Source organism: Curtobacterium sp. NPDC087080, from assembly GCF_044745105.1.
Classification (GTDB): domain Bacteria; phylum Actinomycetota; class Actinomycetes; order Actinomycetales; family Microbacteriaceae; genus Curtobacterium.
On record NZ_JBIUZP010000002.1, the window covers coordinates 750839 to 776869 of the forward strand.

The window sequence follows — 26031 nt, forward strand, 5'->3', positions numbered from 1 at the left end:
TAGACTCGTCCCATCAGGCGTCGACCCGGCCATCACCGGTGAGCCTCCGGAAGAACGCGGCAGCACCACCGCCGTCAGTAGACCCGGGCGGACCGGACCGCACCCTCATCCGGCGAACGAGCGGTCGGTCGCAGCGCGAGCAGCGACCGGCAAGCGAGGTGGTACCGCGGAGCACGCTCCGTCCTCGTGGAGACGAACCGAACCCACAGGAGCAGCTCGTGGCCTACCCCCTCAACGTCCCCGCCGACGGTGTCGTCCCGTCCCCGTCGTTCCCTGCCGTCGAGCAGGGCATCCTCGCCTTCTGGAAGGGCGACGACACCTTCCGGGCGTCGATCGACCAGCGCGAGGGCTGCCCCGAGTGGACCTTCTACGACGGACCGCCCTTCGCGAACGGCCTGCCGCACTACGGTCACCTGCTGACCGGGTACGCGAAGGACGTCTTCCCGCGCTACCAGACCATGCGCGGCAAGCAGGTGCACCGCCGCTTCGGGTGGGACACCCACGGGCTCCCCGCCGAGCTCGAGGCCATGCGCCAGCTCGGGATCACCGAGAAGCACGAGATCGACGACATGGGCGTCGACGTCTTCAACGCCGCCGCGAAGCAGTCGGTGCTGCAGTACACCGACGAGTGGCAGGCCTACGTCACGCGCCAGGCGCGCTGGGTCGACTTCGAGGACGACTACAAGACCCTCGACGTCACCTTCATGGAGAGCGTCCTGTGGGCGTGGAAGCAGCTGTGGGACAAGGGCCTGGCGTACGAGGGCTTCCGCGTCCTGCCGTACTGCTGGAACGACCAGACGCCGCTGTCGAACCACGAGCTGCGCATGGACGACGACGTCTACAAGATGCGTCAGGACCAGTCGGTCACGGTGGCGTTCGCGCTGCAGGGTGCCCGTGCCGCCGAGCTCGACCTGACCGGCGTCCGCGCGCTCGCCTGGACGACGACCCCCTGGACCCTGCCGACGAATGCGGCGCTCGCGGTCGGTCCGGAGATCGCGTACGCGGTCGTGCCGGCCGGGCCGGGAGGCGCGGCTGACGGTGGCGACGCCGGTTCCGCCACCTACCTGCTGGCGTTTGACACCGTGGCCGCCCACGCGAAGGACCTCGGCTACGAGTCGGCCGACGACGCCACCGCCGCCGTGCTCCGCACGGTCGTCGGCGCCGAGCTCGACGGCGTCGAGTACGAGCGGCTGTTCGACTTCCTGGCCGAGGCCGAGGGGTACGAGAACGCCTGGCGCGTCCTGGTCGCCGAGTACGTCGAGACGGGCGAGGGCACGGGCATCGTGCACCAGGCCCCGGCGTACGGCGCCGACGACCAGGAGGTCTGCGCGGCCGCGGGCATCCCCGTCGTGCTCTCCCTCGACGAGGGCGGCCTGTTCACGTCGCAGTTCGGCGAGGTCGCCGGCATGCTCTGGTCGGACGCCAACAAGCCGCTGACGAAGACCGTGCGCGAGGCGGGCCGACTGCTCCGCCAGGCGTCCTACGAGCACAGCTACCCGCACTGCTGGCGCTGCCGGAAGCCCCTCATCTACAAGGCGGTCTCGTCGTGGTTCGTCCGCGTCACCGAGTTCCGTGACCGCATGGGCGAGCTGAACCAGGACATCAACTGGGTGCCGGACAACGTCAAGGACGGCCAGTTCGGCAAGTGGGTCGGGAACGCGATCGACTGGTCGGTGTCCCGCAACCGGTACTTCGGCACGCCGATCCCGGTCTGGGTGTCGGACGACCCGGCGTACCCGCGCCAGGACGTCTACGGCTCGCTCGAGGAGCTCGAGCGCGACTTCGGTCGCCTGCCGTTGAACGCCGACGGCGAGGTGGACCTGCACCGCCCCTTCATCGACGACCTGACCCGGCCGAACCCCGACGACCCGACCGGGCAGTCGACCATGCGCCGCATCTCGGACGTGTTCGACGTCTGGTTCGACTCCGGCTCGATGCCGTACGCGCAGGTGCACTACCCGTTCGAGAACCGCGAGTGGTTCGAGGAGCACAGCCCGGCGGACTTCATCGTCGAGTACATCGGGCAGACCCGCGGCTGGTTCTACGTCATGCACGCGCTCTCCACCGCGCTGTTCGACCGTCCGGCCTTCCGGAACGTCATCAGCCACGGCATCGTGCTCGGCTCGGACGGCCAGAAGATGTCGAAGTCGCTCCGCAACTACCCGGACGTCTCCGAGGTGTTCGACCGCGACGGCGCCGACGCGATGCGCTGGTTCCTCATGTCGTCGTCGGTGATCCGCGGCGGCAACCTCGTCGTGACCGAGGAGGGCATCCGCCAGGGCGTCCGCGAGTTCCTGCTGCCGCTCTGGTCGACGTACTACTTCTTCACCCTCTACGCGAACGCCTCGGGCGACACCGGCTACCAGGCCTCGCGCAGCACGGCGAGCACCGACGTGCTCGACCGGTACCTGCTCGCGAAGACCCGGGTGCTCGTGGCGGACGTGACCACGCACCTCGACGCGCTCGACACCCCGCTCGCGGCCCAGGCCGTCCGGGACTTCGCCGACGTGCTGACGAACTGGTACGTCCGGCGCTCGCGCGACAAGTTCTGGCTCGGCGCGGAGTCCTCGCCCGAGGCCCGTGCGGCGTTCGACACGCTGTACACCGTGCTCGAGACGCTGGCCCGTGTCGCCGCCCCGCTCGCGCCGCTCGTCACGGAAGAGGTCTGGAAGGGCCTGACCGGCGGGCGCAGCGTGCACCTCGAGGACTTCCCGGACGCGACGGAGTTCCCGGCCGACGACGCCCTCGTCGCCGCGATGGACCGCGTGCGCGACGTCGCGTCGAAGGGCCTCGCGCTCCGGAAGGCGACCGGTCGACGTGTCCGCCTGCCCCTCGCGACGCTGACCCTCGTCGTGCCGGACCCGGCCGCGATCGAGCCGTTCGCGGACATCCTCCGCGACGAGCTGAACGTCAAGCGGGTCGTGCTCGAGCAGCAGGAGGAGTCCTCGCTCGGCCGCTACGGCATCGAGCGGAAGCTCACCGTGAACGCCCGTGCCGCCGGTCCCCGCATCGGCAAGCAGGTGCAGCAGGTGATCCCGGCTGCCAAGAAGGGCGACTGGGTCGCGACCGAGTCCGGCGTGACCGTCGGCGGGATCGACCTCGTCGAGGGCGAGTACACGCTCGACCTCACCGTCGCGGACGACTCCGTCGCGGTGGCGTTCCTCGACGGCGGTGGCTTCGCGGTGCTCGACACCGTGACCACCCCGGAGCTCGAGGCCGAGGGACTCGCCCGCGACGTCGTGCGCGCCGTGCAGCAGGCCCGCCGCGACGCCGACCTCGACGTCAGCGACCGCATCGCCCTGACGCTCCGGGTCTCCGAGGACGCGGAGGGCGCGATCCGCACGCACGAGCAGCTCATCGCGGGGGAGACCCTGGCGACGAGCGTCGAGGTGACCACGACGACGTTCGCTCCCGGCGAGGGCTCGGACGTCGGCGACGGTGCGAAGGTGTCCGTGGAGGTGGCACGCGCATGAGCGACAGCAACCAGTACGACAGCAGCCAGGACGACAGCGAGCGGTACGACGACCACGACGGCGTCGAGGACCTCGGTCCGCTCGACGACACCGCCGGGGTCCGCATCCCGGTCGGACCGTCCGGTGACCAGGCACCGGCCGACGCCCTGCCGTACGGCGGGGACGACGACGAGGTGCGGCGGGTCGAGGCGGCCCTGTACGCCCGCATCGGCGAACAGGCACCCGAGCGCCGGCTGACCGCCACCCGACGCGCCGTCGAGCTCCTCGGCGACCCGCACCTGGCCTACCCGGTCATCCACGTCACCGGCACGAACGGCAAGACGTCGACCGCGCGCATGACCGAGAGCATCGTCCGCGCGCACGGCCTGCGCACCGGCCTGATGACGAGCCCGCACCTGGTGTCGATCCGGGAGCGCATCGTCATCGACGGCGAGCCGATCGCCGCCGACCGCTTCGTCGAGAACTGGGACGACATCACCCCGATCCTCGAGATGACGGACCGGGAACTCACCGAGAAGGGCGAGCAACCGCTGACGTTCTTCGAGGCGCTGACCGTCCTGGCCCTGGCGTGCTTCGCCGAGGCGCCGGTCGACGTCGCCGTCATCGAGGTCGGCATGGGTGGCGAGTGGGACTCCACCAACGTCGTGCAGAGTCAGGTGCAGGTGATCACCCCGGTGGCGATCGACCACGCCAAGCAGCTCGGGTCGACCGTCGCCGAGATCGCCCGCACCAAGTCCGGCATCATCAAGCCGTCGTCGTCGGTCGTCTCCAGTGCCCAGACGCCCGAGGCCCTCGCGGAGCTCGAGCGGGCCGCGGAGCTCACCGAGTCGACGCTCGCGGTCGAGGGCACCGGGTTCTCCGTCGTGTCCGACACCCCGGCGGTCGGCGGGCAGCTCGTCACCGTGCAGGGCATCGCCGGGCGCTACGACGACCTGTTCGTGCCGCTCTTCGGCCAGCACCAGGCCCACAATGCCGCCGTCGCGATCGCCGCGGTCGAGTCGTTCCTCGGCCGCGGGTCGCAGGCCCTCGACGAGGACGTCCTGTCCGAGGGGCTCGCGGCCGCCACCAGCCCCGGACGCCTGCAGCCGATCGCGCAGGAGCCGACCGTCGTGGTCGACGCCGCGCACAACCCGCACGGTGCACGCGCGCTGGCCGAGGCGCTGCCGGTCGCGTTCCCGTCCGAGCACGTCGTCGGCGTCGTCGGGATCCTCGGGGACAAGGACGCCCGCGGCTTCGTCCGGGCGCTCAAGGACACCGTGGAGACCTTCGTCGTGACGCAGCCGCCGGGGGACCGCGCACTCGACGCGGACGCGTTCGCCCGCATCGTCGTGGCCGAGGTCGGCGAGGACCGCGTGGTCGTCGAGCCCTCGCTCGAACAGGCACTGCAGGAAGCCCGCGACCTGGCGGACGAGGCGGACGCCGAGGACGCCCTCGTGCTGGTCGCCGGTTCCATCGTGATGGTGGGCGGGGTCATGGAGCTGGTGCACGCGGAGGGGCTGCGCTCAGGAGGAGGTGCGGCGGAGTGACGGACGCGCCACGGGCCTCCCGGCCGGGCCGCCAGCCGCGCATGCGGAAGCCGCGCCCGCAGCGCGGTGCCCGCGAGAGCCTGCTCTCGATCACCCTCGGACTCGAGGCAGTGATGTTCTTCTTCCCGATGCTCGTCGTCTACGGGAAGGGCACGCTGCCGCCGCTCGCGGCGTTCGGTGGGGGCATCCTGGCGATCATCGTCCTCGCAGCTGCCTCACGCCTGACCGGCAAGCCCGCCGGTGTATGGTTCGGGTGGCTGCTGCAGGCGGCCATCCTCGCCACCGGGTTCATCGAACCGTTCATGTTCGCGGTCGGCGCGGTGTTCCTGGCGCTGTGGGTGTTCTGCTTCGTCAAGGGCGGTCAGCTCGACCGGCAGAACGCCGCGTTCCGGGCCGCGCAGGCCGAGGACTGACCACCACCGAACCACAGGAGAACTGCGTGTCCGATCTCGAAGAGACCCTCGTCCTCGTCAAGCCCGACGGCGTCGCCCGCCAGCTCACCGGAGAGGTCCTCCGTCGCATCGAGACCAAGGGCTACGAGATCGTCGACCTGAAGATGGTCACGGCGTCGCGCGAGCTGCTCGACCAGCACTACGAGGAGCACCAGGGCAAGCCGTTCTTCGAGCCGCTCGTCGAGTTCATGCAGTCCGGCCCGGTCGTCGCCGTGCGCGTCGCCGGCAACGGTGTCATCGCCGGCTTCCGCTCGCTCGCCGGCACCACCGACCCGACCTCGGCCGCGCCGGGCACCATCCGTGGTGACCTCGGTCGCGACTGGGGCCTGAAGGTGCAGCAGAACCTCGTGCACGGCTCGGACTCCCCGGAGTCGGCCGCCCGCGAGCTCGCGCTCTGGTTCGCCTGATCGACGGAAGCGGAGCACAGACGCGATGACGAACAACGACCGTCCCACCAAGAACGAGCGTCGGCAGCACGCCCGTGAGGTCGCCCGCCAGCGAGCCGACGCCGAGAAGCGTCGCAAGCGCCGCAACAAGTGGTTCCTGCAGGGCGGCATCGGCCTGGGCATCGTGGCCGTCGCGGCGATCATCGCGATCGTCGTGGTGAACGTGAACAGCGGGGGCACCACCTCGGCCGCCGGCCCGAAGAACATGGTCACCGGTGGCATCCAGTTCACCGGCGGCGACGGCACGATCACGCCCGTCACGACCGGTGGGGTCTCGGCGGACGGCACCCCGTCCCCGGTCGCCACGGCCGACAGCGACGGCAAGGTCAAGGTCGTCGAGTACGTCGACTGGGCCTGCCCCGTGTGCAAGCAGTTCGAGGGCGCCTACGCCGACCAGATCACCGACTTCGTGAAGAACGGTCAGGCGACGCTCGAGATCCACCCGGTGTCGATCCTCGACCGCAGCTACCTCGGCTCGCGGTACGCCAGCCGAGCCGCGAACGCCGCGATGTGCGTCGCGAACTACGCGCCGGACAAGTTCCTCGCCGTGCAGACGCAGTTCTTCGAGAAGCAGCCGGAAGAGGGCACGAAGGGCCTGACGAACGCCGAGATCGCCGACCTGGTGAAGGCCGGCGGCGCGACCGGCTCCGACGTGTCCGAGTGCCTGTCGAACGAGACGTACAAGAGCTGGGTCACGAAGATCACGAACCAGGTCACCTCGGACCCGGCCGTGGCCGGCCCCCAGGGCTTCGGCACGCCGACGATCCTGGTGAACGGGCAGCGTGTGAGCACCCTCACCGACGTCGTCCCGACCATCGAGGCCGCCGCGAAGTAGTCGGCTCCGCCGTACTCGGCCCCGCGTTCCCTCCCCGGGAGCGCGGGGCCGAGTGCTGTCCCCGGCGCGGCGCGGCCGTCGCGGGTAGATCGTTCCGCGTGTGGAAGACCGTTCCGCGCGTGGGAGGTCGATCCGCGCGTGGGAGGTCGTTCGTTCCGTCCTCCCACGAGCGGATCGTCATCCGATCGCAGCTGTGATGGGACGAAGTGCTCGCGAGTCCTGGGGCCCTGGTGCTCGCGCCACAGGCAGTACCCCGCTCCGAACGCCGCAGCCCGCTCCGAACGTCGCACCCCTCGGACCCGGCCCGTCGAGACGATCCGAGCGTGCTGTGCTGATCAGGACCGACCCGGCGGGCCCTCCCGAGTGGGCAGGACACGCCGCCGCCGATCCGGGCGAGGGCACGATCCGTCGCCGGAGACCGTCGAGCGTGACGGATCTGGCCCGCTCGGCGGGTCGCCACGGGTGCAGCACAGCGGTCCGGTGGCGTCAGGACGGCCGGGGCGCGCGCCCAGCAGCGCCCCGGCGACGTCAGGACAGCCGGGGCAGCGGGAACGTCAGAACGGCAGCGTCGTGAGGACCCGCGGGAACACGATCAGGATGCAGACCACGACCACGGCGTAGTTCGCCAGCACGAACGCCCACGAGTACGGCAGCAGCGTGCGACCGACCCGCTGGAGTCCGGCGCCGAAGCGGCCCTGCGCCGCGTTCCACGTCGTGAAGATCCAGAACATCGGGATCGTCATGCTCCACACCAGCAGGCACCAGGGGCAGAGGTAGCCGATCACCCACACGGTCTGCGTGAAGAGCCAGGTGACGAACACCCACGCCAGGAACACCCCGGCGTTGAACAGCACCCAGAACCAGCGGTGTCCGTTCCGCATGCCGGCGAGCAGCATCACCCCGACGGCGATCGGGGCGACGAAGCCCATCACGCCGAGCAGCGGGTTCGGGAACCCGAACAGCGAGCCCTGCCAGCTGGTCATCACCTGCGAACAGTTCACGAACGGGCTGACGTCGCAGCTCAGGGCCTTCGACGGGTTCTCGTACTTCGCGAACTCGTCCAGGACCAGGTTGAACGCGGCGAAGAGGCCGACTGCTCCGGTGACGATGAGGAAGACCGCCATCGCGACCGGGCGGCGGGGCGTGGTTGCGCTCGTGCTCACGGCGTCATCATCGCATGCCCGTTCCGGACCTTTCCTGGCACCTCGTGCGACAATGACAGCAGTCGCGCGGCCGATCCGTGCGGCGAGAGAGCTTTCCGGGCCCAGCCCGGACGATCAGGCGCGGTGAGAGCGCGCCGTGACCGGGACTCGCGTCACCTCCGATGCCGAGCCGGTCGGGCCGGGTGCCCGACCCGGAACGACACCGGACCGCACGCCGGGACGACGCACACCGGTCACGAGAACGAACGCGGGGGCGTGGACGCCACCCGTGACAACCACAGAATTCCCGCCGTCCGACAGGACGTGAGTGGGGCCGAGGAGTGCACCAGATCCATGGTGGAGCAGAACACCGACAACCCGAACAACGAAGAAGTCGCACCGAAGCGCCGAGGCCGCCTGTTCGGCAGCCGTCGCGCCCGGTCCACCGGCCTGGAGGCCCGTGGTGACGTCGACACCGACACCACGGACGTCGAGACGGTCGCGCTGACCGGCGACGCTCCGGTCACCGACGCCGATGCGGCCGACGAGACGGCCGCGCAGGGCACCGCTCCGGCGAGCGACGGGCCAGCGGCCCCCGAGGCGGCGGAGCACGGGTCGACCGACGACGCGGTGGCGGTCGCGGTCGAGCAGGTCCCCGCCGCAGCAGCGGAGCCCCAGGACGTCTCGACGGTCACGGGCAGCCAGCCCGTCGTCGAGGCCCCGGCGGACGACGCTGCGGCAGCCGCCGCACCCACCGCGACCGACCAGGTCGAGGCGGCCAGCGCGCCCGAGGCCCCCAGCGCGATGGCGACGGACGCCGACGACGTGAGCGGTGCCTCCCGGCCGGAGCCCGCCTCCGCTCCCGAGGCTGAGGAGCCCTTCGTGCCGAAGGCGACCAGCACCCTCAGCCTGATCTTCCACGCGCCGGTCCTGCCGGTCCTGCCGGTCCGCGCCGCACGCGACGAGGACGACGACGACGAGGACGACGAGCAGGGCGGCGGCCGCCGTCGCTCGCGCCGTCGGGGCAGCAGCGCGGACCGCCAGGAGCGCGGCGTCCGCGAACCGCGCGACCACCAGGAGCCGCGTCGCCGTGAGCCGGAGCTCATCACCGAGCCGCAGCGCATCAAGGGGTCGACCCGACTCGAGGCGAAGAAGCAGCGTCGCCGCGACGGCCGTGACGCCGGTCGTCGTCGCACGGTGATCACCGAGGACGAGTTCCTCGCCCGCCGCGAGAGCGTCGACCGCCAGATGATCGTCCGCTCAAGCTCGTCGAAGATCGAGATCGGGGTGCTCGAGGACAACGTCCTCGCGGAGCACTACGTCACCAAGTCGCACAACGTCTCGCTCATCGGGAACGTCTACCTCGGCAAGGTGCAGAACGTGCTGCCCTCGATGGAGGCGGCGTTCGTCGACATCGGTCGCGGTCGGAACGCGGTGCTCTACGCGGGTGAGGTCGACTGGAACTCGGTCGACACCGGGAACCACGGTCGCCGCATCGAGGCCGCGCTCAAGCCGGGCGACAAGGTCCTCGTGCAGGTCACGAAGGACCCGGTCGGGCACAAGGGTGCGCGTCTGACCTCGCAGGTCTCGCTGCCGGGCCGCTACCTGGTCTACGTGCCGAACGGCTCGATGAACGGCATCTCGCGCAAGCTGCCCGACACCGAGCGCGCCCGCCTCAAGAAGATCCTCAAGGAGGTCCTGCCGGAGCACGCGGGCGTCATCGTCCGCACCGCGGCCGAGGGCGCGACCGAGGAGCAGCTCACCCGCGACGTGCAGCGCCTGACCAACCAGTGGGAGGCGATCCAGAAGAAGGTGCAGAACGGGCACGCCCCGGTCATGCTGCACTCGGAGCCGGACCTCCTGGTCAAGATCGTGCGTGACGTCTTCAACGAGGACTTCACGAAGCTCATCATCGACGGCGAGGCCGCGCGCGGGACCATCGAGGACTACCTCGACGCCGTCGCACCCGACCTCAAGGACCGCGTGGCGATCTACGACGGCCCGGACTCGTTCGAGGAGTACCGCCTCAACGAGCAGATCGAGAAGGCGCTCGACCGCAAGGTCTGGCTGCCGTCCGGTGGGTCGCTCGTGATCGACCGCACCGAGGCCATGACGGTCGTCGACGTCAACACGGGCAAGTTCGTCGGGTCTGGTGGCAACCTCGAGGAGACCGTCACCAAGAACAACCTCGAGGCAGCCGAGGAGATCGTCCGGCAGCTCCGCCTGCGGGACATCGGCGGCATCATCGTCATCGACTTCATCGACATGGTGCTCGAGTCGAACCGCGACCTGGTGCTCCGTCGTCTCGTCGAGTGCCTGAGCCGCGACCGCACGAAGCACCAGGTGGCCGAGGTCACCTCGCTCGGCCTCGTGCAGATGACCCGCAAGAAGATCGGTGTCGGCCTGCGCGAGTCGCTCGACGAGGTCAACGCCAAGGTCAACGACAACAACGCGGACTCCGGCCCCTCGAAGGGCCGGCGCAAGGGCCGCAGCGGCAACGGCTCGACCGGTGGCAACGGCAACGGCAACGGCAACGGCCAGGGAGGCAACGGGCACGCTGGCAACGGCGGCTCCGGCAACGGGTCCTCCAGCCAGTCGTCGCAGGCGCACCAGATCACGGAGGACGTCAAGAACGCGCTGTCCCGGATCGCGGCGTCGACGCTGCCCCACGACGAGGCGTCGTCCGGTACGCCGGTGACCGGTGTGGCATCGCCCCGTGGGGGCGCCGCGACCCCGGACGCCGAGGCCGGGGTGTCGTCGGCTGCCGACGCACCCGCGTCGAGCGCTTCGCCGGTCTCCGCCCCCGAGCGCGGGTCGGAGCAGTCCGCCGGCGGGGGAGACCGTGACGGCGAGCAGTCGTCCGGCTCGAAGCGCCGCCGTCGTCGAGGCGGTCGTGGCGCCGGCAGTGCCGCACCCGAGCAGCGCGGTGGCGAGGAGGGCGGTCGCGAGGAGCGTGCGTCCGAGCGCGGTGCCGACGAGGCTCGCGCCGAGGCCCCCGTGCCCGAGTCGGCCCCCGCGCAGAGCACCGCTCCCGAGTCGCCCGTGCAGGAGTCGGCGCCGGCGAAGAGCGCACCGACCCGTCGTCGCGTGAGCTCGAGCGCTCCCGTCACCCCGACCGAGAACACCGTCGCGATCCTCGACATCCCGGTGGCCGTCACCAAGCGTGAGCCGCGCCCGACCCGGGACGACGCCGAGTCGCTGCTCGACTCCGTGCTCCAGGCGCTCCCGGAGCCGAAGCAGCCGGGGCAGGGCCGTTCGCGGTCGCGTCGGGTCTCGTCGCCGAGCATCAGTGCGCCCGCGTCGGCGGACGGCGACGGGCAGGACGACGGCTCCGTGATCGTGGGGAACTGACGTGACCGACGCGGGGGACCCGCACGGTCGGCAGCAGGACCGCGGGTACTACGGTGCGGGCTGGTCGCAGCCCGCACCGCCCGCGGCCGGGCCGTCCGGTGGTCAGGCCTGGTCCGGCCAGCCGGCGCCCGGTCAGCCGGGTGCGCAGGCGTGGTCAGGGCATCCGGGCGTGCAGGCGCCCGGTCAGCCGTGGCCCGGGCAGCCGGGCGGGCAGGCGTGGCCCGGGCAGCAGCCGCAGTACGGCCAGCAGCAGCCCCACGGGCAGCGGGGTCGGGCACGGGCGTCGCGGACGTCCGACCCGCGTCGGGCCTTCGCGCCGGGGGCGTCGGTCGCCAACACCACCGGTGCCCTCATCGCCGTCGTGTCGATCGTGCTCGTCGAGGTGGTCTCCGGCGTCCTCGGGCTGCTCGGCACGTCACTCGTGGTGCACCCCTTCTCGTCCTACGGCACGGGCGCGAGCCTGCTCGGCAGCTTCGTGTCCGGCGTGTTCGCCTCGCCCTTCCCGTTCTACGCGGGGGCGTTCCTGGCCCTGGCGTTCCTCACGCCGATCGCGCGGCGCAGCCCGCTGCCGACGGTGCTCCTCCGTGCCGTGCTCGCCGGTGCCGCCGGGACGGTCGCCCTGGCGCTCGTCGGGGTCTTCACGGGGTCCTACGCGGCGGTCCGGACCGGCTCGGGGGCGCGACTCGTGATCGACGTGCTCACCGGGCCCCTGCAGAACGGGATCCCGTTCACGCTCATGCTCCTCGCGACGTCGACCGTCGCATGGCTCTGGCTCGGGCGCCCGCGTGGTGGGCGTACTGCACAGGGGGCGGCCGGCGGTCGTCTGGGGGCGGTCCGTCCGGCGGACGCCGTGCCCCCGTCGACCGTGCAGCCCGCTCAGCAGCCGTACGGTGCGCAGCAGCAGCAGCAGCAGCAGCAGCAGCAGCAGCAGCAGCCGTACGGTCAGCGCCCCGACGACCGCTGGACGCCGCCGACGCGCTGACGCCGCTGCGGCCGGTGCGGTGCCGCAGCTGTGGCGCGTGCGCTGGCGCAGGTCCTGCTGACCACTGGTCGGCGATCGTGCAGCGCGACTCGCCGCCGACCAACCCGGAGCACGTCGCGCCACGACTCGACGTGGTTCGACGTGCTCGCGGTCGTGCGGACGCCGCGAGGCCCACGGGAGCAGCGCGCCCTGCTGGTACTGCCGAACCTCGCCGACCCGGCTGGCACGGCCGGCGACAGGCCGGCGGTGCGAGGCGTGGCGGTGGCGGGCCGCGCCTCCCGACCGATCACGCCGGACGGCTCCGTCACCGAGCGGTGGGGCGGGGCGTGGCGGCGGTGGGCCGTGCCTCCCGATCGGCCAGCCGGACCGGTCAGCCACACGGCGGGCGTGCGAGGCGTTGCGGGGGCGGACCGTGCCTCCCGGCCGACGCGCCCGGTCGACGCGCCCGGCCGACGCGCCGCCCGACGCGCCCGGCCTCACCCCGCCGTCGCTCCCGTTCGTCGCCCCACGGGGGAACGGCCCGGCGCGGTGCAGTCGGCACGAGCCCTGCGCCCCTGCTCCACGCGCACGTTCAGTGCGCGCGTCGGGCCTGCCCGCGCTTGTCGCGTTGCGGCACGCGCAGACCGCTCGCGATGAGCCGGAGCACCAGCTCGCGCCCGGTGACCGCCGTCGCGCCCGCAGCGACGAGTTCGTCGTAGCGCGACCGCGGCACGTCGTAGTGGTCGTGGTCGAACGCGCGGCGGGGGATCCCGGCGCGTTCGGCGAAGGCGTGGAGCTCGTCGTAGGATGCATCACTGACGAGGTGCGACCAGACGGTGTCGTGGGCGGGCCACGTCGGCGGGTCGATCAACACGGTCACGCGAGTCATCGTACGTGTGTCGCCGTTTGACCGGACCCGGGGGGATCGAGTATTCTCGATCCCTGGTGTCAGCGGGCCGTTCTGCCTGCGTCGCCGATCGGGCCCGGCCTCCGGGAGCCGCTCGTGCAGAAGTGGGCACCCGAGACTTCCCTCAAGCAGAGTACGTAAGGAATTCCACGTGGTTTACGCAGTAGTGCGCGCCGGCGGCCGTCAGGAGAAGGTCGAGGTCGGCACGATCCTCACGATCGACCGTGCCAAGGCCGACGACAAGGGCAACATCGACCTCGCCCCGGTGCTCCTCGTGGACGGTGACAAGATCACGTCGGCGGCTTCCGAGCTCGCGAACGTGACCGTCACCGCCCAGGTGCTCGAGGACCTCCGCGGCCCCAAGGTCGTCATCCAGAAGTTCAAGAACAAGACCGGGTACAAGAAGCGCCAGGGCTTCCGCGCTGAGCTCACCCGCGTCAAGATCACCTCGATCGCGTAAGGCGGGAGTAGAAGATGGCACACAAGAAGGGTGCGAGCTCCACTCGCAACGGTCGTGACTCGAACGCACAGCGCCTCGGCGTGAAGCGCTTCGGTGGCGAGGTCGTCAACGCCGGCGAGATCATCCTCCGCCAGCGTGGCACCCACTTCCACCCGGGCGCCAACGTCGGCCGTGGTGGCGACGACACGCTGTTCGCCCTCTCGGCCGGTTCGGTCGAGTTCGGCACCAAGGGCGGCCGCAAGGTCGTCAACATCGTCAACGCGTAACACCAGCGACGACAGACTCTGCGGGAGGGGCGGGCCACGTGCCCGCCCCTCCCGTTCTTTCGTGCACGACCAGCCGGCACCGCTGCGACACGTCGCGGTCCTGCTGCAACACCTAGGAGTGGACCCATGGCGACCTTCGTCGACCGCGTGACCCTGCACCTCACCGCGGGGAACGGCGGCAACGGCTGCGTGTCGGTCCGCCGTGAGAAGTTCAAGCCCCTCGCCGGCCCCGACGGCGGCAACGGCGGTGACGGCGGTGACATCGTGCTCGTCGCCGACCCGCAGGTGACGACCCTGCTCGGCTACCACCGGTCGCCCCACCGCTCGTCGCGGAACGGCCAGCCGGGCATGGGCGACATGCGCAGCGGTGTGAGCGGCGAGACCCTCGAGCTCCCCGTCCCGATCGGCACCGTCGTGCACGACGAGGACGGCGAGGTCCTGGCCGACATGACCGAGCCCGGCATGCGCGTCGTCGTGGCCCCGGGCGGTCAGGGCGGTCTCGGCAACGCGGCCCTCGCGACCACGAAGCGCAAGGCTCCCGGGTTCGCGCTGCTCGGCACCCCGGGGTGGACCGGTGACGTCAGCCTCGAGCTGAAGACGATCGCCGACGTCGCCCTGGTCGGGTTCCCGAGCGCCGGCAAGTCCTCGCTCATCGCCGCGATCTCCGCTGCGAAGCCGAAGATCGCCGACTACCCGTTCACGACCCTGACGCCGAACCTCGGTGTCGTCGAGTCGGGCGAGGTCCGCTTCACCGTCGCCGACGTCCCGGGCCTGATCGAGGGCGCGTCGGAGGGCAAGGGCCTCGGCCTCGAGTTCCTCCGCCACGTCGAGCGCTGCGAGGCGCTCCTGCACGTCATCGACTGCGCGACGCTCGACCCCGGCCGCGACCCGATCAGCGACCTCGACGTCATCCTGGGCGAGCTCGAGCGCTACCCGGTGCCGGAGGGGCAGACCCCGCTGCTCGAGCGTCCGCAGCTCGTCGCGCTCAACAAGGTCGACGTGCCCGAGGCAGCCGAGCTCGCCGACTTCGTCACCGCCGAGCTCGAGGAGCGCGGCTACCGCGTGTTCCCGATCTCGACCGCGTCCCGCAAGGGCCTGCGCGAGCTGACGTTCGCCCTGGCCGAGGTCGTCGAACAGGCCCGCGCCGCCCGTCCCGCCGCCCCCGAGCAGGAGCGCATCGTCCTCCGTCCGAAGGCGGTCAACGAGAAGCCCTTCACCGTGCGTGCCGAGGGCGGCGAGGAGCACCGCTTCTACCGTGTGCGGGGCGACAAGCCGGAGCGCTGGGTCACGCAGACCGACTTCACCAACGAAGAGGCCATCGGCTACCTGGCCGACCGGCTCGCGAAGCTCGGCGTCGAGGACGGCCTGTTCAAGGCCGGAGCCGTCGCCGGGTCCACCGTCGTCATCGGTGGCGACGGCGGCATGGTGTTCGACTGGGAGCCCACCCTGACCTCGACCGCCGAGCTCATCACGAGCGCCCGCGGCACGGACGCCCGCGTCGGCGGCTCGTCGCGCCCGACGCGCAACGAGCGCCGCGAGGAGTACTTCGAGCGCATGGACGCCAAGGCCGCAGCGCGCGCCGAGCTCGAGCAGGAGCGCGTGTCCGGGCTGTGGGCCGACGACGACAGCGACGAGCAGGACTGATCGAGGCATGACCGACACGCGCGCGCGCACCGACCTCGGCCCCGTCAGCCGGCGGCAGGACGTCCCGCGTGCGCGTCGGCTCGTCGTGAAGGTCGGTTCGTCGTCGGTCAGCGGCGACAACACCGGGCAGATCGCCGCGCTCGTGGACGCCCTGGCCGCGGCCCACGCGCGGGGCACCGAGGTCGTCCTCGTGTCCTCCGGTGCCATCGCGACGGGCTTCCCGTTCCTCGGGCTCGAAGGACGTCCGGACGACCTGGCGACCCAACAGGCAGCTGCGGCGACCGGGCAGAACGTGCTCATGTTCCGGTACCAGAAGGAACTCGACCGCCACGGCATCGTCGCGGCGCAGGTCCTGCTCACCGCAGGCGACATGCAGAACCCCACGCACCGGGTCAACGCGCAGCGGGCGGTCGACCGGTTGCTCGCGCTGCGGGTGCTCCCCATCGTCAACGAGAACGACACGGTCGCCACCCACGAGATCCGCTTCGGCGACAACGACCGACTCGCGGCGCTCGTCGCGCGGCTCCTCGGCGCCGACGCGCTCGTGCTGCTGTCCGACGTCGAGTCGCTCTACACCCGGCCGCCGGAGCACCCGGACGCCGAACCCATCGACGAGGTCCCGTTCGGCGACGAGCTCGCCGGTGTCACCTTCGGTTCGGCCGGCTCGGCCGGCGTCGGCACCGGGGGCGCGGGGACGAAGGTCGCCGCGGCGCGGCTCGCGGCCGAGGCGGGGACGTCGGTGCTCGTCACCGGCACCGCACTCGTGGACCGGGCACTGGCAGGGGAGCACGTGGGCACCTGGTTCCGCGCGGCGCCGCGGGGCTGATCGCGGGATCGTCGGCCGGGAGGCACGGTGCCGGTCCGGCAGGCCGGCCTCCCGGCCGTCTCCACAGGTGTGCCGTGGCCAGCGTCACGAGGCCGACAGCCGACCTAGTATCGGACCATGTCGCCGACCGCCACCGCCCTCACCCTCACCGACAAGCTGGTCGCGTCGCGTGCTGCCTCGACGGCGCTCGCCACGGCCACCACGGCGGTCAAGGACCAGGCGCTGCGCGCCGTCGCGGCCGCCCTGCGCTCCGGGACGGACGCGATCGTCGCAGCGAACCACGGGGACCTCGTCGCGGGCGAGGACGGCGGGCTGTCCTCGGGGCTCCTCGACCGCCTGCGACTGGACGCCGCGCGGATCGACGCCCTCGCGGCGGCGGTCGAGCACGTGGTCGGGCTCCCGGATCCGGTCGGCGACCTCGTGCGCGGGTCGCGCCTGCCGAACGGGCTGCAGCTCACCCAGGTCCGCGTGCCGTTCGGGGTCGTCGGTGCGATCTACGAGGCACGCCCGAACGTCACCGTCGACATCGCCGCGCTCGCGCTGAAGAGCGGGAACGCCGTCGTGCTGCGGGGCGGGTCGGCGGCGCAGCGCACGAACGCCGAACTCGTCGAGCGCATCCGCGGCGCGGTCGCCTCGGTGGGGCTGCCCGCGGACGTCGTGCAGACCATCGACGAGTTCGGTCGCCAGGGTGCGACCGAGCTGATGCGCGCGCGTGGACTCGTCGACGTCCTGGTGCCGCGGGGGAGCGCCTCGCTGATCCAGACCGTCGTGACCGAGTCCCAGGTGCCCGTGATCGAGACGGGCGCCGGTGTGGTGCACGTGTACCTCGACGCGACGGCGCCGCTCGAGCGTGCGATCGACATCGTGCTGAACAGCAAGGTGCAGCGGCCGAGCGTGTGCAACGCCCTCGAGACGCTCCTCGTGCACGAAGGGGCGGCCGAGCGGCTGCTGCCGGTGCTGGCGGACCGCCTCCGTGCCGCCGGGGTGACCCTGCGCGGCGACGACGCCACCCGGACGATCGTCCCCGGCGTGCTCCGTGCGACCGAGGCGGACTGGGCGACGGAGTCGATGGACCTCGACCTGTCGATCCGCGTGGTGCCGGACGTCGATGCCGCGATGGCGCACATCGCGCGGTGGTCGACACACCACACCGAGTCCATCGTGACGGACGACGTCGACACCGCCGAGCGCTTCCTGGCCGAGGTCGACTCGGCGGTCGTCATGGCGAACGCCTCGACCCGGTTCACCGACGGCGGCGAGTTCGGCTTCGGGGCCGAGGTCGGCATCTCGACGCAGAAGCTGCACGCCCGTGGGCCGATGGGGCTCCCCGAACTGACCAGTACCAAGTGGATCGTGCGCGGGCACGGACAGATCCGCGGCTAGACTGGGCGGCGACTTCCCACCCGATCGAACGGAGCACCGGACCGATGACCTTCCTCGCTGAAGCCGCTGAGCACGCCTCCGGGGTGCCCGCGTTCGTCTTCCCGATGTGCGGCGCGCTGTTCTTCACCTTCCTCGGGTTCGTGACCTGGAGCTTCCGCGACGTCGCGTACCGTCACTCGCACAAGTTCGAGGCCACCCGCCACCACGAGACGGGTGTCGACGAGTTCGGTCACACCAAGCTCTGACACGCCGCTCGATGCTGGAGAGCACGGGGCGCCCGCGCATCGGCGTGATGGGCGGCACGTTCGACCCGATCCACCACGGGCACCTCGTGGCGGCATCGGAGGTCGCCCGTGCGTTCGACCTGGACGAGGTCGTCTTCGTCCCGACCGGTCAGCCGTACATGAAGTCGGACGTCTCCGACGCTGAGCACCGGTACCTGATGACGGTCATCGCGACCGCGTCGAACCCGATGTTCACGGTCAGCCGCGTCGACATCGACCGTCCGGGGCCGACGTACACGGTCGACACGCTCCGCGACCTCCACGACCAGCGACCGGATGCGCAGCTCGTGTTCATCTCGGGCGCGGACGCCGTCCAGCAGATCCTCGACTGGAAGGATCATGATGGTCTCTGGGACCTCGCGCACTTCGTCGCGGTCACCCGTCCGGGCCACGACCTGAGCATCACCGGACTGCCCGAACGCGACGTGAGCTTGCTCGAAGTCCCAGCACTGGCGATATCCTCGACAGATTGCCGCGACCGGGTCAGGCGCGGCCACCCCGTGTGGTACTTGGTCCCGGACGGGGTCGTCCAGTACATCTCCAAGCACCACCTGTATCGGAGCGTTGCATGAGTTCGTCCGACGCGCAGCCGCCTCTCTCGCGGCGTGAGGCGCGCGAGCGGGAGCGTGCCGCAGCAGCGGGCGGTCAGCCCGTCACCCCGCCACCGACCGTCGCGGCACCGTCCGACCAACCCGAGTCCCGTCGACGGCCGGGGTCACACGTCGCGCCCTCGCCGAGCGGCCCGGCGCGGCCGGCCGTCCGACCCGCCTCGGGCAGCATCGACCCGGCGCCGCAGCAGGGCCCGGTCTTCCCCCTCGCTCCGGCACCGGCCTCGGCGACCGAGATCGTGCCGGGGACCGGCGGTCTCACCCGCCGTCAGCTCCGGCTGATGCGCGAGGCCGAGGGGCAGGTCGTGCAGCCCGTGCCGCTGCAGGCACCGACCCCGCAGTCGTCCGACCGCACCGTCCAGGACGTCATCGGGTCGGTCGACCACCTCGAGCAGGACGCCGAGCGTCCGCGGCCCGCCTCGGCCGACAGGGCGACGTCGGCGCGTTCCGCTCAGGTCCCGCTCGCCGCCACGCCGGTGATCGAGGCGTCCGCGGCCGCTGGTGCGTCCGGTGACGCTGCCCCCGCCGCGCGTGACACGTCCGCCGACGACACTGCCGCCGCCGACACCACCGCCGCCGACGCCCCCGAGCAGGACCCGGCCGAGGCCGACGTGCTCGACCCCGCGGCCGTGGCCCAGGCGACCGAGGCCGACGGGTCCCCGGACGCGATCGAACCCCTGAGCGAGGCCGCTGCGCACGCCGAGGAGCCCCGACGCCACAGGACGACCTGGGCCCCGCCGGAGAACGACGACACGGGTGCCGACGACACGGAGGCGCCCGACGCGGACGACGACGCTGCCCAGGAGTCGGCCCCGGCGCCGACGGCGTCGACCCCGGTCGTGTTCCCGCTGTCGCTCGACGACGACACGAACGAGGTGCCGGTCCAGCGTCCGACGCCCGGGACCGCGCGGCGGTCCGACGACGGCACCGACAGCAGGGGTGACGGTGCCGGCAGCGGAGGCGACGCGGACACCGATGCGCCGCGCGTCCCCGCGGCGTTCCGGCGGAGCCCCGAGCCGAAGCCGGTGACCACGGCCTTCGAGCCGCCGGCCGGCCACTGGACCCAGCAGGCCAGGGACACCGACGACGCCGAGGTGCACGACGTGACGGGCACCCGCCGCGTCGCCGTCCAGGACACCAACTCGATCGTGCTGCCGAGCTCCGCGCTGGCGGACCCCACCGGTGCGTTGAACGCCACCGGTGAGGTCATCCTGACCGGGTCGATCGACCTGCCGGCCTCGCTGTCGTCCACCGGTTCGCACCGTCCCATAGACGGGGCCGAGGTCGACCGTCTGCTCGAGCAGCACGACGAGCAGCCGGAGACCGACGCGAGCCCCGTCCGAGCGAGCCGCGCGATCTCGAGCCACACCTCGACCCGGCAGGTCGTGCTCGCCGCCGCGAAGCCGAAGGAGTCCCGGACGCCGGTCATCCTCGGTGTCACCGTCGGGGCCGTCGGCCTCGCTGCAGCGGGCGTCATCATCGTCGCCCTGCTCACCACCCACTTCGGCGGCTGACCGCCCGCCGGACCCCTCGTCGAACGTCACCCCGTCGCCCTGACCCGGCCCACCGGCCTGGTCGCTGTCGGCGGGGTGGCCTATGATCAGGACCCACCACACGGACCCGCAGAGCGCGGTGCCGACGACCGGAAGGACTCCGTGACCGCCTCCTCACGCGCACTGGAACTCGTGCAGATCGCCGCCCAGGCGGCCGACGCGAAGCAGGCCGAAGACCTCGTCGCCCTCGACGTGACCGGGCCGCTGCAGCTCACCGACGTGTTCCTGCTCGCGACCGGCCGGAACGAGCGCAACGTGCTCGCCATCGCGGACGAGGTCGAGGACCGCCTGATCGCCGCCGGCGCCAAGCCGCTCCGGCGCGAGGGCCGGACCGAGGGCCGCTGGGTCCTCATCGACTTCGGCGACATCGTGGTGCACGTCTTCCACGAGGAAGACCGCCAGTACTACTCGCTCGAGCGCCTCTGGTCGGACTGCCCGACGATCCCGCTCGAGCTGCCCGTCGACCACACCGCGTAGGCGCGACGCGCCCGGGTGACGGAGTCGATTTCGTCACCCGGCGTTCGCGTGGTGTACGCTTCCATGGTGCCGCCGGGAACGGTGAGCACAGCAAAGAAGTGAACATGGGTCTGTGGCGCAGCTGGTAGCGCACCTGCATGGCATGCAGGGGGTCAGGGGTTCGAGTCCCCTCAGATCCACCCAGACACGAAACCCCCGCCGGACATCCGGCGGGGGTTTCGTCGTTCCGAGGGGCTGGCAGTCGGCAGCTGCCAGCTGCCAGCTGGCAGTCAGCAGCCGGCCCGCCGGCGTCCGTCCGGGCCTCCCGGTCCCACTACGCTGTTGCGCATGAGCAACGACGCGCCCCTGGCCGGAGCCCCGCTGTCCGGATCCGCCCTGACGATCACCGCCGGCGGGTACACCGCCGAGATCGCCTCGGTCGGTGCGTCGCTCCGGACCCTCCGCGCCGACGGACGCGACCTGGTCGTGCCGTTCTCCGCCGACGAGGTCCGTCCGGCCTTCCGCGGCGCCGTCCTCGCGCCGTGGCCGAACCGGGTCGTCGACGGCCGCTACTCGTTCGGCGGGCAGGACCACGAACTCGCGCTGACCGAGCCGAAGCGGCACCACGCGCTGCACGGGCTCGTCGCGTGGACCGACTTCCGCACCGTGGCCCACGAGCCCGACCGTGCCGTGCTCGCCACGACGGTCCCGGCGCAGGAGGGGTACCCGTACCGTGTCGAGGTGCTCGTCGAGTACCGCGTCGACGCCGACGGCCTGCACACGACCGTCACCGGCACCAACACCGGTGGGGACGCGGCTCCGTGGGGGACCGGCCCGCACCCGTACCTCGTCGCCGGCGAGGGCCGTGTCGACGACTGGACCCTGACCCTGCCCGCCGCCGAGGTGCTCGAGGTCACCGAGGACCGTCTCGTGCCGACCGGCCTGACCCCCGTGCACGACGAGTTCGACCTGCGGACGGCGACCCCGATCGGCGAGCGGTTCGTCGACCACGCGTTCACCGGCTTCGACCGCGACGCCGAGGGACTGGCGACGATCGCGCTCACCGCGGCGGACGGCCACGGCGTCCGGGTGTCCTTCGGGCCGGAGTGCGGCTGGGCGCAGGTGCACACCGCCGACCACGTCGTGCCGGAGTACCACCGCGTCGGCCTCGCGGTCGAGCCGATGACCTGCGCACCGGACGCCTTCAACGCGGGCGAGGAGGCCGGGCTCGTCGTGCTGGCTCCCGGCGCCGCGCACGCCGCCTCGTGGACGATCGCCGCGGTCTGACCCGAGTGCGGGTCCTCGCGCGGCGGCTCGACGTCGCGCCGGACCTCGGTGCGCTGGCGGCCGCCACCACGTCCGACGTCGTCTGGCTCGACTCCGGGCTGCCGGAGGGTGCTCCGGAGGCCGCTCGCGGTCGCGCCCGGTGGTCGCTCCTCGCCCACACGGACGGGCCGTTCGCGACGCGGTTCCGGCACGAGGACCGACGCGCGGTGCTCGACGTCCCGCCCGCGGCACGGCGGTGGTTCGGGACGTCCCGGTCCGAGGACCGTCCGGCGTTCGCCGTGCTCGACGACCTGCTGACGCGGACACCGCTGCTCGACGCGCCGGTGCCCGGCTGCGGCTTCGCGCTCGGTTGGGTCGGGTTCCTCGGGTACGAGCTCGGCCGGGAGTCCGGTGGGCCCGACCGCACCGCGGCGCACGCGGACGCCGACCTGCGCTTCGCGGACCGGGCGCTCGTCGTGCACGCCGACGGTCGCGCCTGGGCGCTCGCCCTGGTGGCCGACGACGAACCGACGGCCAGTGCGGCGAACCGTGCGTGGCTGGCTGGGCCGCACACGGGACGGCCGCCGGCCGACGCGCCGGACGGTGCTCCGGGCCTCCAGACCGTCGCCGACGGACGCGTGTCCCGCGACGCGTACGAGGCCGCGGTCGAGGCGTGCCGCGCCGAGATCCGCGAGGGGAACGCGTTCCAGGTGTGCCTCACGACCGCCTTCGCGGTCGGCGCGTCCGGACGGGAGGCCCCGCTCGCGCCCGCCACCGACCCGCACCTGGTCGAGTACCTGCGACTGCGCCGTGCGGACCCCGTCCCGTTCGGTGCCTGGCTGCGACTCGGCCCGCTGCGGGTCGCCAGCCGGTCCCCGGAGCGGTTCCTGCGGGTGGACGCCGACGGCACGGTGGTCGCGGAGCCGATCAAGGGCACGCGGCCCCGCGACCCGGACCGGGGACGCGACGCCGCGGCGCGCGCGGCGCTCGCGGCGAGCGCGAAGGACCGCGCCGAGAACGTCATGATCGTCGACCTGCTGCGGAACGACCTGCTCCGCACGGCGGTGCCCGGGTCGGTGCACGTGGAGCGGCTCTGCGACGTCGAGACCTACGCGACCGTGCACCAGCTCGTGTCGACGGTCTCGGCCGTGCTGCCGGCAGGGGCGTCCCGTGCGGCCCTCGTGCGCGCTGCGTTCCCGCCCGGATCGATGACGGGGGCACCGAAGACCAGCGCGATGGCGATCGCCGACCGGCTCGAGGGGGCGCCGAGGGGCGTGTACTCGGGGGTCGTCGGGTACTTCTCGGCGGACGGCTCGGTCGACCTGTCGGTGGCCATCCGCACACTGGTGACGGTGCTGGACGACCGAGGTGCGGAACGGTCGCGGACGTTCGGGGCCGGGGGTGCGGTGACGTGGTCCTCGGTCGCGTCGGACGAGGCGGACGAGGTCGAGACGAAGACGCGGTCGGTGTTCGGGGCCCTGGGGATCACCGCCTCCTGGTGATGCCGGGCGTGTCGAACGGGTGTTCGACCACGGTGTCCACCGGATGTCGGACCCGGTTGACATCATCGAACACATGTTCGAATATGAGGGCATGCAGACGGCGGCCGCACTCCTGTCGCCCGGGCCCGAGGGGGCGACCGGGCCGGACGCCCCTGCTCGCCCGGACGCCCCTGCTCGCCCCGGGGGCCGGTCGGGGGCGGCCCGCCCGACCCGGCGCGTCGACCACCTGGGGGACGCCCGTGCTGCGCTCGAACGCATCACGGCGCTGCGCTCCCGGGTGTCCGAGATGGAAGCGCCCCGCGTCGACGTCCAGGGGCTCCCCACCGCCGACGCCCTGCAGCCGCTGCTGCCCGGCGGTGCGATCCGGGTCGGGGGCTCCTACGCCGTGCAGGAGTCCGTGCTGCTCGCCATGACCATGCTGCAGGCGGCCTCGGCCGAGGGGGCCTGGTGCGCCGTGGTCGGGGTGCCGTCCTTCGGGGTCGAGGCAGCGGCGGCGATGGGCATCGACCTCGAGCGGCTCGTGCTCGTGCCCGACCCGGGCGACCAGTGGCTCACGGTGACCGCGGCGCTCGCCGACGTGGCGCAGATCGTCCTGACCCGACCGCTCGGCCGGGTCGTGCCCGGCGACGTCTCCCGGCTGTCCGCGCGGTTGCGACAGCGCGGCGGAGCGCTCGTCGCCCTCGGGGCCTGGCCGGGTGCCGACGTCACGCTGCGGGTGAGCGGCTCGGTGTGGACCGGCATCGGCGACGGCCACGGGTACCTGGCGGAGCGGCGGGCCACGGTGACGGCGTCCGGTCGCGCGGGGGCCGGGCGTCCCGTCAGCGCCGACCTGCTGCTGCCGGCGGCGGACGGTGCGGTGCGACCCGCCGCACCCCTCGTCGCCCGGGCCGGTGGGACGGACACGGGCGCTCCGGGCAGCGTCGGCAGCGCGGTCGCCGACGGCGCAGGGGCGTCGCGGGTGCTCCGCCCGGTCGCGGTGGCCTCGTGAGCCCGCGGGGACGGGCCCGTGCCGCCTCGCCGCGCGGCACGACCCGGGGGACCGCCGGCGCCGGGGTGCCGGGGCGGGGAACCGTGCGCGCCGACGCCCTGGCGCGTGGCGGGGCCCTGCCGGAACCGCCGCCCGCGCGCACGATCGTGCTCTGGTGCCCGGACTGGCCGGTGATCGCGGCCGCCCGGGCTGCGGGGTCACCGCCCGAGCACCCCTTCGCGCTGGTGGCCAAGGGGCTGGTGTTCGCCAGCTCGGCCAGTGCACGGCAGCAGGGGGTGGTCCGCGGCCTCCGCGTGCGCGAGGCCCAGGCCCGCTGCCCGGAACTCGTGGTCGAGCCGTACGACGACGCGCTCGACCACCGTGCGTTCGAACCCGTCATCCGTGCGATCGAGGCGGCGGTCCCCGGGGTCGAGGTCCTGCGTCCCGGCACGATCGCCCTGCGCTCCCGGGGGCCGGCGCGCTACTACGGCGGCGAGCGGGCGGCTGCGGCGACGCTGGCCGGCATCGCCGCCGACCACGGTGCCCCGGGTGTGCGCGCCGGTGTGGCGGACACCCCGTTCGCGGCGGAGCAGGCAGCGCGGGCGCGCCCGGTGCGCCCGGGGGAGCGGGTGCGCATCGTGCCGGTGGGCGGTTCGGCCGCGTTCCTGGCGGACCTGCCGCTCGGGGTGCTCGGCGACCCCGACCTGGCGATGGTGCTCGGGCGGCTCGGCATCGCCACGCTCGGCGACTTCGCCGCGCTCGGCGACGAGCAGGTGCGCGACCGGTTCGGTGTCGCGGGGGCCTTCCTGCACCGGCTGGCGGGCGGCCGCGACCCGCGCGAGGTCGCCGCGCGGACGGTCCCGCCGGAGCTCCGGGTCGAGGCGTCCTTCGAACCACCGCTCGACCGCGCCGACCAGGTGGCGTTCGCCTTCCGTCGATCGGCCGACGACTTCGCCGCACGGCTGCGTGCGGCGGGACTCGTCGCGACCACGATCCGGGTGGGCATCGTCGACGAACGCGACCTGCTGCTCGAACGGACCTGGGTGCACCCGCGATGGTTCGACGCCGCCGACGTGGTCGACCGCGTGCGGTGGCAGCTCGCCGGCGGCGTGGACCCCTCCGGGCTCGAGGCACCCGTGGTCCAGGTGGTGCTCGAGCCGGTGGCGGTCGACGACGCGTCGAACCACGAGCGTGGGCTCTGGGGGACCGGGCCCGACGAGCGGGTGCACCATGCCCTCGCCCGGGTGCAGGGGCTCGTGGGGCACGAGGGCGTGGTCACCCCGCGGATCGGCGGGGGCCGCACGCTGGCCGAGCGGGTCGTGCTCGTGCCCTGGGGTGACGCCCCGGTGGGTGGCGAGCGGGCGCTGGCGACCGTCCGCGACCGACCGTGGCCGGGCAGGCTCCCGGGCCCGCCGCCCGCGACCGTGCTCGAGCGACCTCGTCCGGTGGACGTCGTGGCGGCGGGCGGCGACACCGTCGACGTCGACGTCCGTGGCGCGCTGACCGGGGTGCCGGAACGGTTCCGGGCCGAGGGCGAGCGCGGCGGCCGGTTCACGTCCGTGACCGCGTGGGCGGGGCCGTGGCCGCTCGTGGTGCGCTGGTGGGAGGCAGGCGGGCGGCGACTGCACCGGCTGCAGCTCGTCGACGACGACGGTCGGGCCTGGTACCTGGTGCTCGCCGACCACCGGTGGTGGGCCGAGGCGGTCGCGACGTGAAGGAGACC

General features: G+C 72.7%; 22 protein-coding genes and 1 tRNA gene. 21 read left to right on the forward strand and 2 right to left on the reverse strand.

Annotation, left to right across the window (positions count from 1 at the left end; translation table 11 throughout):
• Positions 1-218 precede the first annotated feature (218 nt).
• Genes ileS through ACIPEQ_RS07725 form a run of 5 tightly spaced genes read left to right on the forward strand, consistent with a single transcriptional unit; the run spans position 219 to position 6732 of the window.
• A complete protein-coding gene (gene ileS / locus ACIPEQ_RS07705) occupies positions 219-3473 on the forward strand; it encodes an isoleucine--tRNA ligase (protein ID WP_402714730.1) in 3255 nt (1084 codons plus the stop codon).
• On the forward strand, positions 3470-4999 hold the full coding sequence (locus ACIPEQ_RS07710) for a bifunctional folylpolyglutamate synthase/dihydrofolate synthase (protein ID WP_402714731.1): 1530 nt from the start codon (positions 3470-3472) through the stop codon (positions 4997-4999). Before ileS ends, ACIPEQ_RS07710 begins: the two co-directional genes overlap by 4 nt.
• A 41-nt stretch (positions 5000-5040) precedes the next feature.
• The gene (locus tag ACIPEQ_RS07715) at positions 5041-5412 is read left to right on the forward strand and encodes a DUF4233 domain-containing protein (protein WP_058748842.1); all 372 of its coding nucleotides are present in this window, start codon (positions 5041-5043) and stop codon (positions 5410-5412) included.
• 26 nt (positions 5413-5438) lie between these two features.
• Positions 5439-5858: a nucleoside-diphosphate kinase gene (gene ndk, locus ACIPEQ_RS07720; RefSeq protein WP_058728426.1), complete on the forward strand. Its 420-nt coding sequence runs from the start codon at positions 5439-5441 to the stop codon at positions 5856-5858.
• Between the two features lie 25 nt (positions 5859-5883).
• The gene (locus ACIPEQ_RS07725) at positions 5884-6732 is read left to right on the forward strand and encodes a DsbA family protein (protein ID WP_402714732.1); all 849 of its coding nucleotides are present in this window, start codon (positions 5884-5886) and stop codon (positions 6730-6732) included.
• Positions 6733-7286: 554 nt separating this feature from the next.
• Here ACIPEQ_RS07725 and ACIPEQ_RS07730 read toward each other — a convergent pair.
• Positions 7287-7895, reverse strand: coding sequence for a vitamin K epoxide reductase family protein (locus ACIPEQ_RS07730; protein ID WP_402714733.1), 609 nt, complete (start codon positions 7893-7895; stop codon positions 7287-7289).
• A 333-nt stretch (positions 7896-8228) separates the two neighbouring features.
• Here ACIPEQ_RS07730 and ACIPEQ_RS07735 point away from each other — a divergent pair, with 333 nt between their 5' ends.
• Both ACIPEQ_RS07735 and ACIPEQ_RS07740 read left to right on the forward strand, forming a co-directional pair.
• Entirely contained in the window at positions 8229-11225 is a 2997-nt protein-coding gene (locus tag ACIPEQ_RS07735; protein ID WP_402714734.1) for an Rne/Rng family ribonuclease, read from the forward strand.
• A gap of 1 nt (position 11226) precedes the next feature.
• The gene (locus ACIPEQ_RS07740; RefSeq protein WP_402714735.1) at positions 11227-12207 is read left to right on the forward strand and encodes a hypothetical protein; all 981 of its coding nucleotides are present in this window, start codon (positions 11227-11229) and stop codon (positions 12205-12207) included.
• A gap of 571 nt (positions 12208-12778) precedes the next feature.
• Here ACIPEQ_RS07740 and ACIPEQ_RS07745 read toward each other — a convergent pair.
• Entirely contained in the window at positions 12779-13066 is a 288-nt protein-coding gene (locus tag ACIPEQ_RS07745) for a DUF4031 domain-containing protein (protein WP_402714736.1), read from the reverse strand.
• 178 nt (positions 13067-13244) lie between these two features.
• Between ACIPEQ_RS07745 and rplU the strand changes: the two genes are divergently transcribed.
• The 14 genes from rplU to ACIPEQ_RS07815 all read left to right on the forward strand — a co-directional run bounded on the left by rplU (position 13245) and on the right by ACIPEQ_RS07815 (position 26023).
• On the forward strand, positions 13245-13553 hold the full coding sequence (rplU, locus tag ACIPEQ_RS07750; protein ID WP_066653169.1) for a 50S ribosomal protein L21: 309 nt from the start codon (positions 13245-13247) through the stop codon (positions 13551-13553).
• 14 nt (positions 13554-13567) lie between these two features.
• The gene (gene rpmA, locus ACIPEQ_RS07755; RefSeq protein WP_022905368.1) at positions 13568-13819 is read left to right on the forward strand and encodes a 50S ribosomal protein L27; all 252 of its coding nucleotides are present in this window, start codon (positions 13568-13570) and stop codon (positions 13817-13819) included.
• Positions 13820-13945: 126 nt separating this feature from the next.
• Positions 13946-15463 (forward strand): GTPase ObgE, encoded by a 1518-nt coding sequence (gene obgE, locus ACIPEQ_RS07760; RefSeq protein WP_402714737.1) that lies wholly within the window; start codon positions 13946-13948, stop codon positions 15461-15463.
• A 7-nt stretch (positions 15464-15470) separates the two neighbouring features.
• Positions 15471-16289 carry a glutamate 5-kinase gene (gene proB, locus ACIPEQ_RS07765; protein WP_209677935.1) on the forward strand — a complete coding sequence of 273 codons (819 nt, stop codon included), beginning with the start codon at positions 15471-15473 and terminating at the stop codon, positions 16287-16289.
• Positions 16290-16406: 117 nt separating this feature from the next.
• Positions 16407-17672: a glutamate-5-semialdehyde dehydrogenase gene (locus tag ACIPEQ_RS07770; RefSeq protein ID WP_402714738.1), complete on the forward strand. Its 1266-nt coding sequence runs from the start codon at positions 16407-16409 to the stop codon at positions 17670-17672.
• 44 nt (positions 17673-17716) lie between these two features.
• Positions 17717-17917, forward strand: a complete 201-nt coding sequence (locus ACIPEQ_RS07775) for a hypothetical protein (protein ID WP_058728434.1) — start codon at positions 17717-17719, stop codon at positions 17915-17917.
• Between the two features lie 11 nt (positions 17918-17928).
• Positions 17929-18528, forward strand: a complete 600-nt coding sequence (gene nadD / locus ACIPEQ_RS07780) for a nicotinate-nucleotide adenylyltransferase (RefSeq protein ID WP_402714739.1) — start codon at positions 17929-17931, stop codon at positions 18526-18528.
• The gene (locus ACIPEQ_RS07785; RefSeq protein ID WP_402714740.1) at positions 18525-20078 is read left to right on the forward strand and encodes a hypothetical protein; all 1554 of its coding nucleotides are present in this window, start codon (positions 18525-18527) and stop codon (positions 20076-20078) included. Before nadD ends, ACIPEQ_RS07785 begins: the two co-directional genes overlap by 4 nt.
• Before the next feature lie 141 nt (positions 20079-20219).
• Positions 20220-20594: a ribosome silencing factor gene (gene rsfS / locus ACIPEQ_RS07790; RefSeq protein ID WP_066653181.1), complete on the forward strand. Its 375-nt coding sequence runs from the start codon at positions 20220-20222 to the stop codon at positions 20592-20594.
• Between the two features lie 106 nt (positions 20595-20700).
• A tRNA-Ala gene (locus ACIPEQ_RS07795) sits at positions 20701-20773 on the forward strand.
• A gap of 148 nt (positions 20774-20921) precedes the next feature.
• The gene (locus ACIPEQ_RS07800) at positions 20922-21860 is read left to right on the forward strand and encodes an aldose 1-epimerase family protein (RefSeq protein ID WP_402714741.1); all 939 of its coding nucleotides are present in this window, start codon (positions 20922-20924) and stop codon (positions 21858-21860) included.
• Positions 21839-23341, forward strand: a complete 1503-nt coding sequence (locus tag ACIPEQ_RS07805; protein ID WP_402714742.1) for an anthranilate synthase component I family protein — start codon at positions 21839-21841, stop codon at positions 23339-23341. Before ACIPEQ_RS07800 ends, ACIPEQ_RS07805 begins: the two co-directional genes overlap by 22 nt.
• Positions 23342-23414: 73 nt before the next feature.
• Positions 23415-24329, forward strand: coding sequence for a hypothetical protein (locus ACIPEQ_RS07810; RefSeq protein ID WP_402714743.1), 915 nt, complete (start codon positions 23415-23417; stop codon positions 24327-24329).
• Positions 24330-24412: 83 nt separating this feature from the next.
• Entirely contained in the window at positions 24413-26023 is a 1611-nt protein-coding gene (locus ACIPEQ_RS07815; protein WP_402714744.1) for a DNA polymerase Y family protein, read from the forward strand.
• Positions 26024-26031: the final 8 nt, after the last annotated feature.